The sequence below is a fragment of the Brachybacterium sp. Marseille-Q7125 genome (assembly GCF_023062615.1).
GTDB lineage: Bacteria > Actinomycetota > Actinomycetes > Actinomycetales > Dermabacteraceae > Brachybacterium.
This window is the reverse complement of the sequence record NZ_JALLAL010000012.1, coordinates 1-14935: the sequence shown is the minus strand read 5'-3', so window position 1 is coordinate 14935 and position 14935 is coordinate 1. Positions and strand designations below refer to the sequence as shown.

The 14935-nt window shown below is 69.3% G+C and carries 13 protein-coding genes; 3 read left to right on the top strand and 10 right to left on the bottom strand.

Annotation, left to right across the window (positions count from 1 at the left end):
* Positions 1–208 precede the first annotated feature (208 nt).
* Entirely contained in the window at positions 209–1231 is a 1023-nt protein-coding gene (locus MU407_RS04805; protein WP_246955759.1) for a LacI family DNA-binding transcriptional regulator, read from the top strand.
* 251 nt (positions 1232–1482) lie between these two features.
* Positions 1483–3396, top strand: a complete 1914-nt coding sequence (locus MU407_RS04800) for a sugar-binding domain-containing protein (protein WP_246955831.1) — start codon at positions 1483–1485, stop codon at positions 3394–3396.
* Between the two features lie 48 nt (positions 3397–3444).
* Here the strand turns inward: MU407_RS04800 and MU407_RS04795 are convergent, their stop codons facing one another.
* Positions 3445–4077 carry a DedA family protein gene (locus tag MU407_RS04795; protein ID WP_246955757.1) on the bottom strand — a complete coding sequence of 211 codons (633 nt, stop codon included), beginning with the start codon at positions 4075–4077 and terminating at the stop codon, positions 3445–3447.
* An 82-nt stretch (positions 4078–4159) separates the two neighbouring features.
* Here MU407_RS04795 and MU407_RS04790 point away from each other — a divergent pair, with 82 nt between their 5' ends.
* The gene (locus MU407_RS04790; protein ID WP_281507648.1) at positions 4160–4315 is read left to right on the top strand and encodes a DUF1206 domain-containing protein; all 156 of its coding nucleotides are present in this window, start codon (positions 4160–4162) and stop codon (positions 4313–4315) included.
* Positions 4316–4347: 32 nt separating this feature from the next.
* Here MU407_RS04790 and MU407_RS04785 read toward each other — a convergent pair whose 3' ends face one another.
* From MU407_RS04785 to MU407_RS04745, 9 genes are all read right to left on the bottom strand, one after another.
* Positions 4348–5430, bottom strand: a complete 1083-nt coding sequence (locus MU407_RS04785) for a CehA/McbA family metallohydrolase (RefSeq protein ID WP_281507653.1) — start codon at positions 5428–5430, stop codon at positions 4348–4350.
* A gap of 230 nt (positions 5431–5660) precedes the next feature.
* On the bottom strand, positions 5661–6782 hold the full coding sequence (locus MU407_RS04780; protein WP_246955752.1) for an ABC transporter ATP-binding protein: 1122 nt from the start codon (positions 6780–6782) through the stop codon (positions 5661–5663).
* Positions 6779–7609, bottom strand: coding sequence for a carbohydrate ABC transporter permease (locus MU407_RS04775; protein WP_246955750.1), 831 nt, complete (start codon positions 7607–7609; stop codon positions 6779–6781). Before MU407_RS04775 ends, MU407_RS04780 begins: the two co-directional genes overlap by 4 nt.
* Positions 7606–8538, bottom strand: coding sequence for a sugar ABC transporter permease (locus tag MU407_RS04770; RefSeq protein WP_102237136.1), 933 nt, complete (start codon positions 8536–8538; stop codon positions 7606–7608). The genes MU407_RS04775 and MU407_RS04770 overlap by 4 nt, the downstream gene beginning before the upstream one ends.
* Position 8539: 1 nt before the next feature.
* Complete coding sequence (locus tag MU407_RS04765) at positions 8540–9955, bottom strand: extracellular solute-binding protein (protein ID WP_102237135.1); 1416 nt, start codon at positions 9953–9955, stop codon at positions 8540–8542.
* A 186-nt stretch (positions 9956–10141) separates the two neighbouring features.
* Positions 10142–11329 (bottom strand): ROK family transcriptional regulator, encoded by a 1188-nt coding sequence (locus MU407_RS04760; RefSeq protein ID WP_246955748.1) that lies wholly within the window; start codon positions 11327–11329, stop codon positions 10142–10144.
* A 176-nt stretch (positions 11330–11505) separates the two neighbouring features.
* Positions 11506–13134 (bottom strand): FGGY-family carbohydrate kinase, encoded by a 1629-nt coding sequence (locus tag MU407_RS04755; RefSeq protein WP_246955746.1) that lies wholly within the window; start codon positions 13132–13134, stop codon positions 11506–11508.
* A gap of 56 nt (positions 13135–13190) precedes the next feature.
* Complete coding sequence (locus tag MU407_RS04750; protein WP_281507647.1) at positions 13191–13880, bottom strand: dihydrofolate reductase; 690 nt, start codon at positions 13878–13880, stop codon at positions 13191–13193.
* 56 nt (positions 13881–13936) lie between these two features.
* Positions 13937–14740 carry a thymidylate synthase gene (locus MU407_RS04745; RefSeq protein WP_246955744.1) on the bottom strand — a complete coding sequence of 268 codons (804 nt, stop codon included), beginning with the start codon at positions 14738–14740 and terminating at the stop codon, positions 13937–13939.
* Positions 14741–14935 lie beyond the last annotated feature (195 nt).

Below are 14935 nucleotides of genomic sequence, written 5' to 3'. Positions count from 1 at the left end.
GGATGCAGCGGTGCCATGCGAGCTTCCTTCTGGTCGTCGATGACCGTGTGCAGTAGCGTGTGCCACACGTGGTTCTCACGTGAGAGTGAAACACTGGGAGCGGGTGCCGGTCAAGACTGGTGGCGTTGTCCGCTGGCGCTGGACCATGTGCTGCGCCAAGCGGGAACCGGCCACGGGGCGGCGGAGCCGCAGGAAGGACGGGTGGGACATGCCGCGAGCCGAAGGCGCGCGCCCGCGCCGCGTGACGATCAAAGACGTCGCCGCGCGCGCCGGGGTGTCCTGGAAGACCGTCTCCAACGTGGTCAACGACCGGCCCGTGGTCAGCCCGGCCACGCGCGAGCGGGTGCAGCGGGCCATCGAGGAGCTCGGCTACGTCCCGAACGTCCTCGGGCGGGATCTGCGCGGCGGGCCCACGCGGCGGATCGCGCTCGTCATCCCCGAGCTGTCCAACCCGTACTTTGCCCTGCTCGCGGAGAAGTTGCAGGTGGCCGCCGCCCGACGCGGCTATGACGTGCAGATTCAGGTGTCGCTGGGTCGTGCCGAGGTGGAGCAGCAGTACCTCACGGGCGTTCCGGGCAGGCCCGTTGACGCCGTCATCATGTCCCCGCAGAAGCTCACCGACCGAGACATCTACGCCCGCACCACCGACGTCCCCCTCGTCCTCCTGGGCGAGCGCGTGAGGGCCGGCCACGGCGTCTCCCACGTCGCGATTGACAATGTCACCAGCGCCGTCGACGTCACCCGCCACCTGCTCGAGCGTGGCTGCACGCGCCTGCTGTTCCTCGGTGTGGAAACCCGCCACCTCTCCACCGGGGCCGAACGCCTACTCGGAGTGCGCGCAGCCCTGCGCGCCGCCGGGGGCGCGGCATCCCTGGTGGGGGAGATCCCGCTGCCGGAGTGGGGGCGGGAGCGGGGACAAGAGGCCACCCGTCGGGCTCTAGCCGAGGGGGCGGAGGCCGACGGGATCATCGCGGCCAACGACCTCGTGGCCCTCGGCGCCCTCGCCGCGCTGCGCGAGGCCGGGCGTGCGGTCCCAGCGGATGTGGCCGTCGTCGGCTGGGATGACCTGCCTGAATCCGCGTACGCCGTCCCGGCGCTGACCACCGTGGCGCCGGATCTCGAAGCCCTCGTCGCCGCGACACTCGATGCGGCGCTCGACCCCGCCTCCTGCGGTCAGGAGGTCGTGGTGGGGCACCGGCTGGTGGTGCGCGAGTCCAGCGGGCACCGCTGAGAAACCCGTAACGGCCCCCTTTGTTGCGACCGAGATTCCCACGTTGCAAGCAGGGGGAAAGTGCGGTTCGATGGATGCATCGCCGCGGAATGGACCGCGCGCAGACCCGCGACCGAGGAGACCCCGTGCCTGATCGAGCCCAGCCCGACTTCGCTGCCCCCGCCCCTGTCGGCAGCACTCCCGACGCCAGCGCCCCGACCGCCGACGCCAGCACTGCCGCCGCGCAGCGGCCCGTCGGCCTCACCGACCTGCTGGATCGCGCCACCGAGCTCGCCACCCACCTCGACCCCCCGCTCTCCGCCGCCGCCGATGTGCCGCGCCCCGAGCATCCGCGCCCCCAGCTGTGGCGCCCCACCTGGCTGAACCTCAACGGCACCTGGGACTTCGAGATCGACCGCGGGGACTCCGGGATCGACCGCGGCCTGCTCACCGAGCCCTACAGCCGCAGCATCACCGTGCCGTTCGCCCCCGAGTCCGAGGACTCCGGGATCGCCGACACCGACTTCCTCGAGGCCGTCTGGTACCGCCGCGTCGTCACGATCCCGGCCGACTGGGCGGGCCGTCGGCCCATCCTCCACTTTGGCGCCGTGGATCATGACGCGACCGTGTGGGCGAACGGCCAGGAGGTCGCCCGGCACCGCGGAGGCTTCACCCCCTTTAGCGCCGACCTCACCGGCATCGTCTCCGCCGGGGATGAGGTGGAGATCGTGGTGCGCGCCCGCGACCCGCGAGACGCCGCGCAGGCCCGCGGCAAGCAGGCCACCTGGACTCGCAACACCCACTGCCAGTACACCCGCACCACCGGCATCTGGCAGACCGTCTGGCTCGAAGGCGTGCCGCAGGCCGCGATCCGTTCCCTGCGGATCCTCCCGCAGCTGGCGGCCGATGCCTTCGCGATCGACGTGCCGCTGACGCGCGCGGTGCCCGGCAGCCGCCTCGAGGTGCAGGCCGCCGTCCCCGGCGGGGACGTCGTCGCTGAGGCCAGCATCCGCGCCGACCTCGACCTCGCGCCGCACCTGCAGCTCGTGATCCCTACCGAGCATGTGCGCGTCTGGGCGCCCGGCGCGCCGGAGCTGTACGCCCTCACAGTGCGTCTGGTGGACGCCGACGGGCAGGTGCTCGATGAGGTGCACTCCTACGCGGGGTTGCGCTCCACCAGCCTCGATGGCCGCGAGTTCCGCATCAACGGCCGCAAGGTGTTCCAGCGCCTCGTCCTGGACCAGGGGTACTGGGCGAGCTCCCTGATGACCGCCCCGTCGGACGCCGCGATCCGTGAGGACATCGCCATTGCGCTCGAGGCCGGGTTCAACGGGGCGCGCCTGCACGAGAAGGTCTTCGAAGAGCGGATGCTCTACTGGTCGGACCTGCACGGATACCTCGTCTGGGGTGAGTTCGGGGACTGGGGTGTCAGCGGGCTGGGGCCCGTCGGCCACAACCAGCAGCCCACCGCCTCCTTTGTCGCCCAGTGGGTGGAGGCAGTGCAACGGGACATCAACCATCCCGCGATCATCGGCTGGTGCCCCCTGAACGAGACCCACCAGGCGCTGCACGATGAGATCACCGTGCTTGATGACGTCACCCACGCGATGTACAACGCGACCAAGCTCGCCGATCCCTCCCGGCCCGTGCTGGATGCCTCCGGGTACTCCCACCGGGTGCGCGGGGCCGACGTGTACGACTCGCACTCCTATGAGCAGGATCCGCAGGCCTTCCGGCGCGAGCAGTCCGGGCTCGCCGAGGGCGATCCGTTCCTCAACCGCGCGCACCTGCCTGCGCTGACCCGCCCGCACATGGACGGCAACTTCTCCATTCCCTACGCCGGCCAGCCGTTCTTCGTCTCCGAATACGGCGGGATCTGGTGGAACGAGGAAGAGGCCAGGCGCGCCGCGGCCCGGGCCGATGCGAACGGCGGCGAAGGTGTGGATCAGGCTGAGTCCTGGGGCTACGGCCAGCGAGTGCTCGACGTCGAAGAGCTGTACGAGCGCTTCGCCGGGCTCACCGCCGTGCTCATGGAGGACCCCGACATGTTCGGCCTGTGCTACACGCAGCTCACCGACGTGTTCCAGGAGAAGAACGGCGTGGTCGCCTTCGACCGCTCTCGCAAGCTGGATCTGGCGCGTCTGCGCGCGGTGCTCGAGCAGTCCGCGGCGTACGAGAAGGAGTGAGGTCAGGCGGGGCGGTGGTGCCGGGTGCGGCGCCGCCGTTCCCAGCCCTCACCCGGCGTCGGCCGTCTCTTCGCGCTGGCGCCGCCGGTCCCGCAGTCGCTTGGCCAGGAACCCGATCCCGCCGATGATCCCGATCGCCGCGACCACACCCGAATACAGGCGCACGAATCCTTCGAGTGCCTCCCCGCCGGCGATGCCGAAGAAGTAACCGGCCACCACGAACAGGGCATTCCAGATCCCTGACCCCAGGCCCGTGGCCAGGGCGAACAGCCAGACCGGCATTTTCTCGATGCCCGCCGGGATGGAGATGAACGTGCGCACCATCGGCACGAAGCGCGCGATCGCCACGGCGGGAAAGCCGTAGCGGTCGAAGAAGCGCATCGCCGCATCCACGTCGCTCTCCTCCAGCAGCGGCAGCCGCTGCACGAGCGCCCGCGTGCGCCGCAGCCCCAGGGCCCGCCCCACGCTGTACACCCCGAGCCCGCCGAGCACCGACCCGGCGGTGGTCCACGCGATCGGCACCAGCACATGCTGGTGGTTCTCCGCCGCCGTCACCCCCGCGAACGGCAGCAGGATCTCCCCGGGAATCGGCGGGAACAGCGCTTCCGCAGCGATGACCAGCATGGTTCCGGGCCCGCCCAGGAACTCCATGACGGCGATCGCCCATGCGGCCAGGTCCATGCTCGCCCCCTCCCGATCGTGCGTGCGAGCGGCATTCTGCGCGGCACGCTACTGAGGCGTAGTGGCGAGCAGGTGAACACGAATGGGCGGCGGCGGAGACGGCGACCCGGACCAGTCCGGTGCGCTGAAAACGATGGCGGATCTGCCCGCCGGCGGTGTGGCGCTCGCTGAGATCGGCGCGGGCCTCATGCTGTACGGCATCTACGCAATCACCCGCCCGCGGTATCAGCCGATGTGAGAATGGGGCGGGGCGCCCGATGGTGGGGGCCGTCAGCGACAGATCGCTATCGTCTGGCGCTGCGCCGTTTCCAAACGGTAGGGCCCCTGCTCACGCGGCGCCTCTTCGGTGTGGCGGTCGTCGATGATCAGCCGACGCTGTCCGCTGCCGTTCACGAGCACAGCTCCTGCGGCATCGAGGACGTGCAGCACCTCCCTGTGGTCGGCCCGCAGCAGGATCGGGCAGGTGAGAAGCTCGGGTCGCAGCACGCCATCGACCAGTGCGGCACTGCTCGTCACGGTGGTGCGTCCAGCCCGCAGCGCTTCGCGAACGCTCGCCCACGAGGTGTCGGCGGCGCAGATCCACGTCGTGGGGGTGCCGGGGCGGATCGGATCTTCGGGGGAGTGGAAGTCGCCGCCCCCCAGCAGGGTCAGCGGGCGCACCCCCCGGTGCCGACGCGACTGGTCCACCTGGGCGAGCCAGGCGAATGCGGCCGTGGAGATCGGCTGCGCGTAAGAGTCCGCGTGGAGGATCTCCACGCCGTCCACCGCATCGGGCACCAACTCCAGCCAGGAGCAATCCCCGGAGACCGGATGGTTCACCGACAACACCCCGTCGGCGGCACGTACCGCGCGGGCCCAATCTTCGACGCCCCGGCGGAAGTCCACGGCGGGCATCGGACCCAGAGCGTTGGCATGCCCGCGATGTGAGGTCACTTCTTGTCCAGGCAGCAGCGTGATGCCGTGGCGCTTTGCGACAGCGTCGAGATGCGCGTGGTGGCTCACGGTGTTGTGGTCGGTGACGAACAGCAGGTCAAGACCGGCGAGGACGCCTTCGCGTGCCAGTTCGTGCAGACTGCAGCGGCCATCGGAATGGAGGCTGTGGCTGTGCATGTCCGCGGCGTACCACCGCAGACCAGCGGGAGCCGGCAGCTGCCGATCGCTCCCGCGGCCCGTGCGCGGGGCAGGATCGATGACTGAGCCGTGATCCGGCCGATGAGCGGCCGGCGTCCGCACCCGGACCACCGCTCGCGCGGGCCCGTCCGGCAGAGCATGAATCCCGAGGATGACGCTCCACTGCCCGGGCTTAAGCGGCCCCGGCACATATCCCGGTGTGGCGGTGTGCTCACCGATCATGACGTGGGTTCGGGCCCCACCGGACCAGCCCCGCCACCCGTCAGGCCCCTCACATCCTAGGTCGATCACGGCGCAGTCGCGGCCGGGGCCGTCCTCGACGGTCACCTGAACCTCGAACGACGTCGTCCCGGGAGCGACGGTGAACGGGACTGCGACGTAACGATCACGGGCCTGCTGCTCCAGGGTCACCTCGACCTCGTGCACAGATTCTTGCCCTGGCGAACATGCGCTCATGCCGTGCTCTCCTGCGCTCGTTCTCCCGACTCGCGGTCGAAGAACAGCGTGCGTGGCAGGGGGAAGGTGAAGCGACCGCGCTGCCCCAGCTGCGGCAACCGGTCATCCGGGATCACCGCCTGCACCCGTTCCTCACCCTGCCGCGCGGATACCAGTGCGCTCGCCCCGAGGTTCTCGATGCTCACCACCTCGGATTCGATCGCGACCGACACCCCGGGGGACGAGGCTGCAGCGCTTAGCGCAGGCTCGAAGCCGACATACTCCGGGCGGATCCCCACGGTCACCGGGTGCCCGGGGGCAAGCGCCGTCCCGTCCGGCAGCAGCAGCTGCGAGGTGGGGATCGTCGTGCCGAGCATGTCGACACCCTGCTCGCCGACTGTCCCCTCCAGCAGGGTCATCGGCTGGGATCCGATGAACCCCGCGACGAAGCTGGTGCGCGGATCGTGGAACACCTCGCGCGGGGTGCCGACCTGCTGGATCCTGCCGTCCTGCATGATCGCCATGCGGTCAGCGAGAGCAAGGGCCTCAGCTTGGTCGTGGGTGACGAAGACGGTGGTGACCCCCAGTTCGCTCTGCAGCTCCTTGAGGAAGGTGCGCGCTTCCAGGCGGAGCCGCGCATCGAGGTTGGACAGCGGCTCATCCAGGAGCAGCACCTGCGGACGGGCGGCCATCGCACGCGCCAGGGCGACGCGCTGCTGCTGCCCACCGGAGAGCTGGCCGGGCCGCCGATCGAGCAGATGCGCGAGCGAGAGCCGCTCCGCCCGCTGCTCAGCTACCCGGTGCCGCTCCCCGCGGGGCACCTTCTTGATCCGCAGGGGGTAGGCGATGTTGTCCGCGACGTCCATGTGCGGGAACAGGGCGTAGTCCTGGAACACCATCGCGACGTCCCGGGCGCCGGGCTCCAAGGAGGTGACGTCGCGCTCGCCGATGTGCAGTGTGCCCTCGGTGATGGTCTCCAGGCCGGCGATGGAGCGCAGCAGGGTGGTCTTCCCGCAGCCGGATGGGCCCAGCAGCGCGAAGAACTCCCCGGCCTCGATCTGCAGGTCAATGCCGTCCACGGCCCGCACCCCGCCCGGGTACTCCTTGACGACCCCGTCCAGGGCGATCGGTGATGTCATGCCTTGATCCCTCCGAAGAAGCGGAAGCCGAACTTACGGTTCACCACCAGGTAGATCACCAGCACGGGTGCCACGAAGATCAGCGAGAAAACCGAGATGAGGCGGAGATCGGCCTGGCCCGCCTCCGTGTAGAACGTGTACATCAGCACCGCCGCAGGCTGCGTGTTCGGGTCCCTGAGCAGGAGGAAGGGCACCAGGAAGTTCCCCCAGACCTGGACCATCCCCCAGATCGCCACGAACGCGATGCCGGGGCGGGCCACCGGGACCACCACATGGGTCAGCACCTGCAGCCGACTGGCTCCGTACAGCCGCGCCGACTCCTCGTAGGAGCGCGGGACAGAGTCCATGAAGTCCTTGAGGATGAAGATCACCGTCGGCAGCAGCCCACCGGTGAGCACAAGCGCCACCCCGGTGCGGGTATCGATCAGGTTCACCGCGGTCATCAACTGGAAGGTGGGCACCATCGCGGCAGTGCCGGTCACGATGGAGCTCAGCAGCAGCATCCCGTAGAGCAGCGCATCACGCCCCGGGATCCGCACGCGGGACAGCGCATAGCTCGCCAGGGTGGCCGTCACGACGGTGACCGCCATCGTGCCGACGGCCAGAAGCAGCGAGTTGCCGATGGACCGCAGTGCGTACGGATTCTCCGCCAGCGTGCGGAAGTTCGCGAGCGTCCAGTCGGGCCACTGCACGGACATGCTGGGGGAGGCGTCGAACGGGGCGACCATCAGCCACGCCAAGGGGATCGCGAAGAACGCCCCCACAGCGACCAGGAACACCACGAACAGCACACGGGAGATGACCGAGCGGCCAGTACGAAGAATCATCGTCGCGCCCTCCCTGCCGAGATGGACACTACGGCGATCACCAGGTTGATCACGAGCATGATCACCGACAACGCTGCGCCCATGCCCAGCTGACCGCCGGGGATCGCGGTCTGGTAGATGTACACGGACAGCACGCTGGTGCGTCCGTTCGGTCCTCCGGCCGTGAGCAGGTAGGGACCGAAGGAATTGAAGGTCCACAGCGTGATCAGCAGGACGTTGGTCAGAATGTGCCCGCGCAGAGAGGGCAGGACCACGTCCCGCAGCTGCGCGAAGGTCCCGGCACCCGCTAGGCGGGCACCCTCCAGCTGGCTCGGCGGGATCGTTGTCAAAGCGGAGGAAAACAGCTGCATCGAGAATGCGGCGCCCGCCCAGATGTTGAACAGGATGATCATGGACAGCGGGTTCTCGATCAGCCAGGCGTGCCCCGAGGTTCCCAACAGCTCATTGAGGGTCCCGCTGCGCCGGTCGAGCAGGGCAAGCCAGAGGAAGGCCTGGACCGACCCGGGGATCACCCAGGCGGTAAGCACGAGTGTCTCGAGGATCCCGCGGGCGGTGCCCCGCAGACCCCGCAGCGCCCAGGCGAGGGCGAAGCCGAGCATGGTCTGCCCGAGAATCCCGGAGACGACCACAAAGATCAGCGTGATCCGCAGGGAATCCCAGAAACTCGGATCCGCGAGCGCCCGACGGTAGTTGTCCAGCCCCACGAACTCGGTGGCGATCGCCGCGAGCCCCGTGAGCCGGTAATCGGTCAGCCCGAGATAGATCGTCCACAGGGCAGGGAACAGCAGAAACACCGCGATGAGCACGAGCGCCGGCATGACGAAGCCGATCGCGCGCGCTATCCCGAGCCCGGCGGCATCCGTGGCGCGGACACGCCCGGGCGAGGAGCTGCGCCCCTGCACCCGGGCGGGGACCAGGCGAGATGTCATATCAGCTGCTGCTCACGTTCTCGTCACCGACGATCCCCCCGACCGTGTCGGCATAGGTCTGGGCGGCCTCCTCCACCGAGACGCCGGAGACCACGTCGAGCGTGGCCTGCTGAAGCGCGACAGAGACCTCCGGGTATTCGGGGAGGCTGGGGCGGTACAGCGACGTCGGCAGCACCTCGTCGGCAATCATCGACAGCAGCGGATCATCGCCGAGCCGCTCGGCGTTCACGTCATCACGCTGGGTGATCGAGACAGTGTTCTTGGTGCGCTCCTTGATGGCATCCGCCGACGTCATGAACTCGATGAGCTGCCAGGCGAGGTCAGGATCGGCGGCATTGGGGTTGAGCACCTGGCAGCCGGCGCCGGAGAAGGAGACGAAGTCCTGGCCATTGACCCCCGCCCCCGGCTCGCGAGCCGAGATCTTCGCGAATCCCACCACCTCGTCACGGTTCTCCATCGGGGCGGTGCCGACTCCCTCCTCCGGGTTCACGACGGCCCGCCAGAAGTAATCACCCTCCAGCAGGATGCCGATCCGGCCCTGGGAGAACTCCTCGAAGGAGGCGTCGCGGCCGTTTGCCTCCTGCTGGAGGATCGGGTCACCGAGCTCTTCGTCGATGTAGATGGTGCGGTAGAGCGTGAGGGCCTCACGCAGGCCCTCGGTGTTGCCGAGCCAGGTGCCGTCCACCCAGACCTCCTCGCCGACCCCGGCCAGGATGGGCAGCAGCCCCTGCATGGTGGTGGCCTCACCCATGGCGGTGCCCGCATTGAGCTGGATCGGCACCACTCCGTCAAGCTCCTTCAGGGCGCGCCCGGCCTCCAACAGGTCTTCCCAGCTGGTGGGCTGCCAGTCCTCGGGCAAGCCGGCCTGCTGGAAGAGATCGCGATTGAAGTACCACACGCGGCCGTTCGTGCCGTCGGGGACCCCGTAGAGGTCGCCGTCAAAAGCCGCGGAGTCCCGAACGGCCTCGTTGATCTGGTCCCAGCCGTCCCAGTCCTCCACCCCGTCGGCAACCTCGGTGAGGGGCTTGATGTATCCGGCCTGCGCGAACTCACCCACCCAGGTGCCGTCGATGCCGATCACGTCGGCTCCGCGGCCGGAGTTCAGATCCAGGGCGACCTTGGTCTTGTAGTCCTCGTCGTCCACGCCCTGCGGCTCGAAGGCGACCGTCACCTCCCGGCCGTTCTCCTTCTGCAGGGCGACGAACCCGGGGATCACATAGTTCTCGATCCACTCGGCGCTCTCGGTGTTCTTGCCCCCGACGATGGAGTTGCCGGTGATGGTCACGGTGTCGGGATCGGATGCGCCGCCATTCTCCGAGGAGCAGGCGGTGGACAGGAGGGTGAGGCCGCCGCCGGCGACGGCGGCAGCGGACAGGGCGGTGCGGCGGGAGATGGAGGTGGAGTGCTGACGGGCCATGATCAACCTCTCGGGTCGGAGCTGCGGGAGCCGATGGGCGCGACAGATCTGCGCTTTTTTCTTGCTCGTAGAATAAGCAGGCTTCCGGGTGGATAGGAGGCTGTCGCGCAGAATTCACCGAGCGTGTCGGCACTGTTCAGCGGCCCCTCGCCGCCGGTTCGTCACGCCCTCAGGCAGGGTCGGCTGTCACCGGAATCGGCGGTCCAGCACCACGCTGGCCGCACCGACAGCCCCGGCATCCTGGCCGAGCGCGGAGGCCAGGACCCTCACGGGTGCGCGCCCGTGCTGGGCGGGGCGTCCGATCGTTTCCTCGGCGTGGGGGAGCCGGAGATCCCGCACCAGCTCCCAGTACGGGCCGCCGAGGATCACGAAGCCGGCATCCAGCACGTCCGCCGCCACCGCGGCGACACGGTGGATGCGGTCCCCCGCGGATTGCAGGAGGGACAGGGCGCGCTCGTCCCGGGTCTCCGCGAGCGCGCAGAGCTGGCGGAACGCGTGCCCGATGTGGCGGGGATCCGGGGAGCGTGGCCCCGCAGCGTTCTCGAGGAGCCCTTCGGCGAGGGCGGTGGTGACCACATCCGCGGGGTCATGGGCCGTGGCGGCTTCCGTATGGCCAGGGGACGAGAGCAGCTCGAAGAGGCGTCCGGCCTGGCCGGCGTTGCCGGATTGGCCCGGCACGGCACGGCCGTCCACGGCGATCCCGAGCCCAGTGCCGGTCCCGTGGTACACGAAGATGCTGGTCGCATCGAGGAGTTCGCCCCCGCGCACCCAGATCTCGCCGGACATCGCCGCGAAGGTGTCCTTCAGCAGCGGCACGTCGCGATGCAGGCGATCCCCCAATATCCCGGCGACGGGTACCCCGTTCCAGTGAGGGAGCCACACGGAGTCGGCGATCGCGCCGTGCGTCGGGTCGATACGACCGGGAACCGCGAGTGCGCACTGGACCGCATCGGCGTCGGGAAGCTGTGCATCCTCCAGAACCTGCTCCACCATGCCTGCTGCCGTGGCGAGAGTGGAGTGAGGATCGTCCGGATCCACGGAGTTGTCGTGTGCGATCTTTACGGGCTGGCCGGTCATATCCAGCGCGACCACGGTGATCAGCGCTGGGTCGAGGTGGATCCCGATCGCGTGGGCAGCGTCGGGCACGAGATCGAACACCGCGCGGGGGCGGCCCCGGCCATTGCTCTCCGTGCGTACGACGCGCAGGGTTCCGCGCTGCTCGAGCCCTCGCACGATCACGGAGACCGTGGGGATGGAGAGGGCGGCGTGCTCGGCGATCTCGCGCTGGCTCGACGGGCCCAGGCGGCGCAGGGCATGGATCACTGCCCGGATGTTCAGCTCCCCGAGCTGCGTGCGGCTGGTCCCCGTCGACATGTCGATCCCTCCTGCGGGGAACAGTCAACCATCTCGCAGCAGGCTCCTACCGGCACCTGGTTCGCGCGGGCCTGTGTCATACCGAGCCGGAGCGGGACATGGTCCCGCGCACAGCGCCCGGGCGGGGTGAGCGATGCGGTGGGCCGACGGGGGAGTGCGCCCATCGGCCCCTGTCCTCAGTCCAGCACCTCACCGGCCAGACGCTCGACCGGCAGACCCGCCCGGTAGGCCTCCAGCCAGCGGCGATAGCCGGTCGCGCCCTCCGCGGTGGGCTTCAGCTGGGTGAGCTCCTGGCTCGAGAACACCTCCGCGTCCAGGTAGTCCGCGAGGCTCTGCGCCGTACCGGCCGCGGTGCGGGCGGTGTGCGCGGCGAGCAGCGCCATGCCCCAGGCGCCGCCCTCCCCAGCGGATTCGCCCACCGCCACCGGAGTGTCCAGCGCGTCGGCCAGCACCTGCTGGGCCACGCCCTTGGTGCGGAAGATCCCGCCGTGGGCGTACATGACATCGATCCGCACGCCCTCATCCACGAGCAGCGCATCCATGCCCACCGCGAGCGCGCCGAACGCCCCGTACAGCTGGGAGCGCAGGAAGTTCTCGAGCGTCAGCTCCGCGCTCTGCTCACGCACCACCATCGGCCGCCCGGAGGGCACCTGCGTCTGATGCTCCCCGGAGACGTAGTTGTAGGAGAGCACCCCGCCAGCATCAGCCGCGCCCTGAGCGCCCGCGCCGAACAGCGTCCCGAACAGCTCCTCGGCCTCCAGCGGGCGTCCGATCAGCTCAGCGAAACGCGCGAACACCCCCATCCAGGCGTCGAGGTCGCTCGTGCAGTTGTTGGTGTGGATCATCGCCACCGGGTCCCCGGCCGGGGTGGTGACCATGTCGATCTCCTCGCGCGGCCCCGACAGCGGCCCCTCCAGCACCACCATCGCGAACGCACTCGTGCCCGCGGAGACGTTGCCGGTGCGCGGGGCGATCGCGTGGGTGGCGACCATGCCGGTGCCCGCATCCCCCTCCGGCGGGGCGGTCAGCACCCCCGGCTGCAGGGTCCCCGTCGGATCCAGGCGCCTGGCCCCCTCCGCGGTGAGACGACCGGCCTCCTGCCCAGCCACGAGTACCCGCGGCAGCACCTCCCGCAGCTGCCACGGCAGGGGCCGGACCTGCTCGAGGGCATCGAAGCGCTCCAGCTGCGCGGCGTCCCAGTCCCGTCCCGCCTCGCCGATGGGGAACATGCCGCTGGCCTCACCCACGCCGAGCACGCGCTCGCCGGTGAGCCCGAGGTGGATATACCCGGCCAGGGTGGTCAGGAAGTCCAGGCGCTGCACGTGCTCGGAGCCCAGCTGGATCTGGTGCAGCAGATGCGCGACGCTCCAGCGCAGCGGCATGTTCACCCCGAGGGTGCGGGAGAGCAGCTGCGCAGCCTCGGTGGTGTCCGTGTTGCGCCAGGTGCGGAACGGCGCAAGCTGCTTCCCCTCGGCGTCCAGGGCCAGGTAGCCGTGCATCATGCCGGAGATTCCGAGGCTCGCCAGCTGCGTCAGCGGCGCCCCGTGGCGCTGCTGCACGTCGCGGGCGAGGTCCGCGTAGCAGGCGCGCACGCCATCCCAGGCGTCCTCCAGGGAATAGGTCCAGGTGCCGTTTACGAGCTCGTTCTCCCAGGCGTGGGAGCCGCTGGCGAGCACGGCGCCGGCGTCATCCACCAGGGCGGCCTTGATGCGGGTGGAGCCGAGTTCGATGCCGAGGTGCGCGCGGCCCTCCGCGATCACGGAAGCGGCGTCAGCGGGGTGGGGGGTCACATCGTCGTGGGGCATGACCCCATCTCACCAGGGTGAGTAATCGATTTCAAGAGTGGGTGGGGCGTGGCGGCTCAGCGCCGGTATCTGAGGATCCGGTACCGCAGGCCACCGGCCCCGGTGTGCCAGCCCTCGGCGGGATCCGTGCGCTGAAGCGTGAAGTCCGCGGGGATCTCGGGTGCCGTCGTGTCGCCATCCACCGCGAGGTCGATCTCGGTGACGACCAGCAGATCCGCATGCACCATCGCTGCGCGGTACACGGCGCCGCCGCCGATCACCCAGATCGTGCCGGGGTCGCCGGTGGAGGTAGGGCCGACGGTGCCGGGCTGGCTGGCGGGGGCTGTTCCGGCAGGCCCGTCCGCGTTGGGCGCCTCGCGCGCGGTCCCGCCAACGTCCCCGGCGAGCACCCCCCGCGCGAGCTCCAGCGCCTCCTCGAGGCTCCCGGCCCGCACCGCCCCGTCGGCCGCGAAGTCCTCCCGGGAGGTGATGACGATGTTCGTGCGCCCCGGCAGAGGGCGGAACCGCGGCGGGAAGGACTCCCAGGTGCGTCGGCCCATCACGACGGGGCTGCCCAGGGTGGTGCGCTGGAAATGCTTGAGGTCCTCCGGCAGATGCCAGGGCATCGTCCCGCCCGCGCCGATCACGCGATCCCGCGCCTGCGCCCAGATCAGCCCGACCTGGGGGCGACCACGCTGGCCCTCTGCGTCCGCCGAACCTCCGCCGGCTGCGACCCCGTCGACCCTGAGCGCGGGGGAGCGGCGCATCGGGTCCGTACTCCCGGCCGCCGCAGCCCCGTCGGCCCTCTTCTCGCTGTCCGCGCTCACACCGCCACCGGCGCCTTGATGCCCGGGTGGTGCTGGTAGCCCTCGATCTCGAAATCCTCGAGTTCGTAGTCGAAGATCGTCTCCGGGCGGCGAAGGATGCGAAGCGTCGGGTACGGGTAGGGGTCCCGTCCGAGCTGCCGGGTCACCTGTTCCACGTGGTTGTCGTAGATGTGGCAGTCCCCGCCGGTCCACACGAAATCACCCACCTGCAGATCCGTCTGCTGGGCGATCATGTGCGTCAGCAGCGCGTAGCTGGCGATGTTGAACGGCACCCCCAAGAACAGGTCGGCGCTGCGCTGATACAGCTGGCAGGACAGCTTCCCGTCGTGCACCTCGAACTGGAACAGTGCATGGCAGGGGGCGAGCGCCATCTGCGGGATGTCCGTCGGGTTCCACGCCGAGACGATGAGCCGACGCGAATCCGGGTTCGTGCGGATCTCCTCGACCACCTGGCTGATCTGGTCGATCACTCCGCCGTCGCGGGCCGGCCAGGAGCGCCACTGCGCCCCATACACCGGGCCCAGATCCCCGTTCTCATCAGCCCATTCATCCCAGATCGTGACGTCATGCTCGTGCAGGTAGCGGATATTCGTATCCCCACGCAGGAACCACAGCAGCTCCACCACGAGCGAACGGATGTGCACCCGCTTAGTGGTGATCAGCGGGAAGCCCTGGGAGAGGTCGTAGCGGATCTGGCGGCCGAACAGGCTGCGGGTGCCGGTGCCGGTGCGGTCGCCCTTGGGGTGGCCGGTCTCCATGACCTCGCGCAGCAGGTCCTCGTAGGGGGTGGGGATGCTCATGGCGTGACCTCCAGGGTGCGGCAGTGCAGGGCCTGTGTCTCATACACATCTTGGCGTATCATTTAAAAAAAAAACAACATAAATCTTCTGTAGCGCACAACTCCTGATAACATATATAGAATCCGAATTTCAGTTACTACTCATCCTTCAATCTGTTCGCTCTCTATCATCTCCTAGTACCATACCTATCCTCCT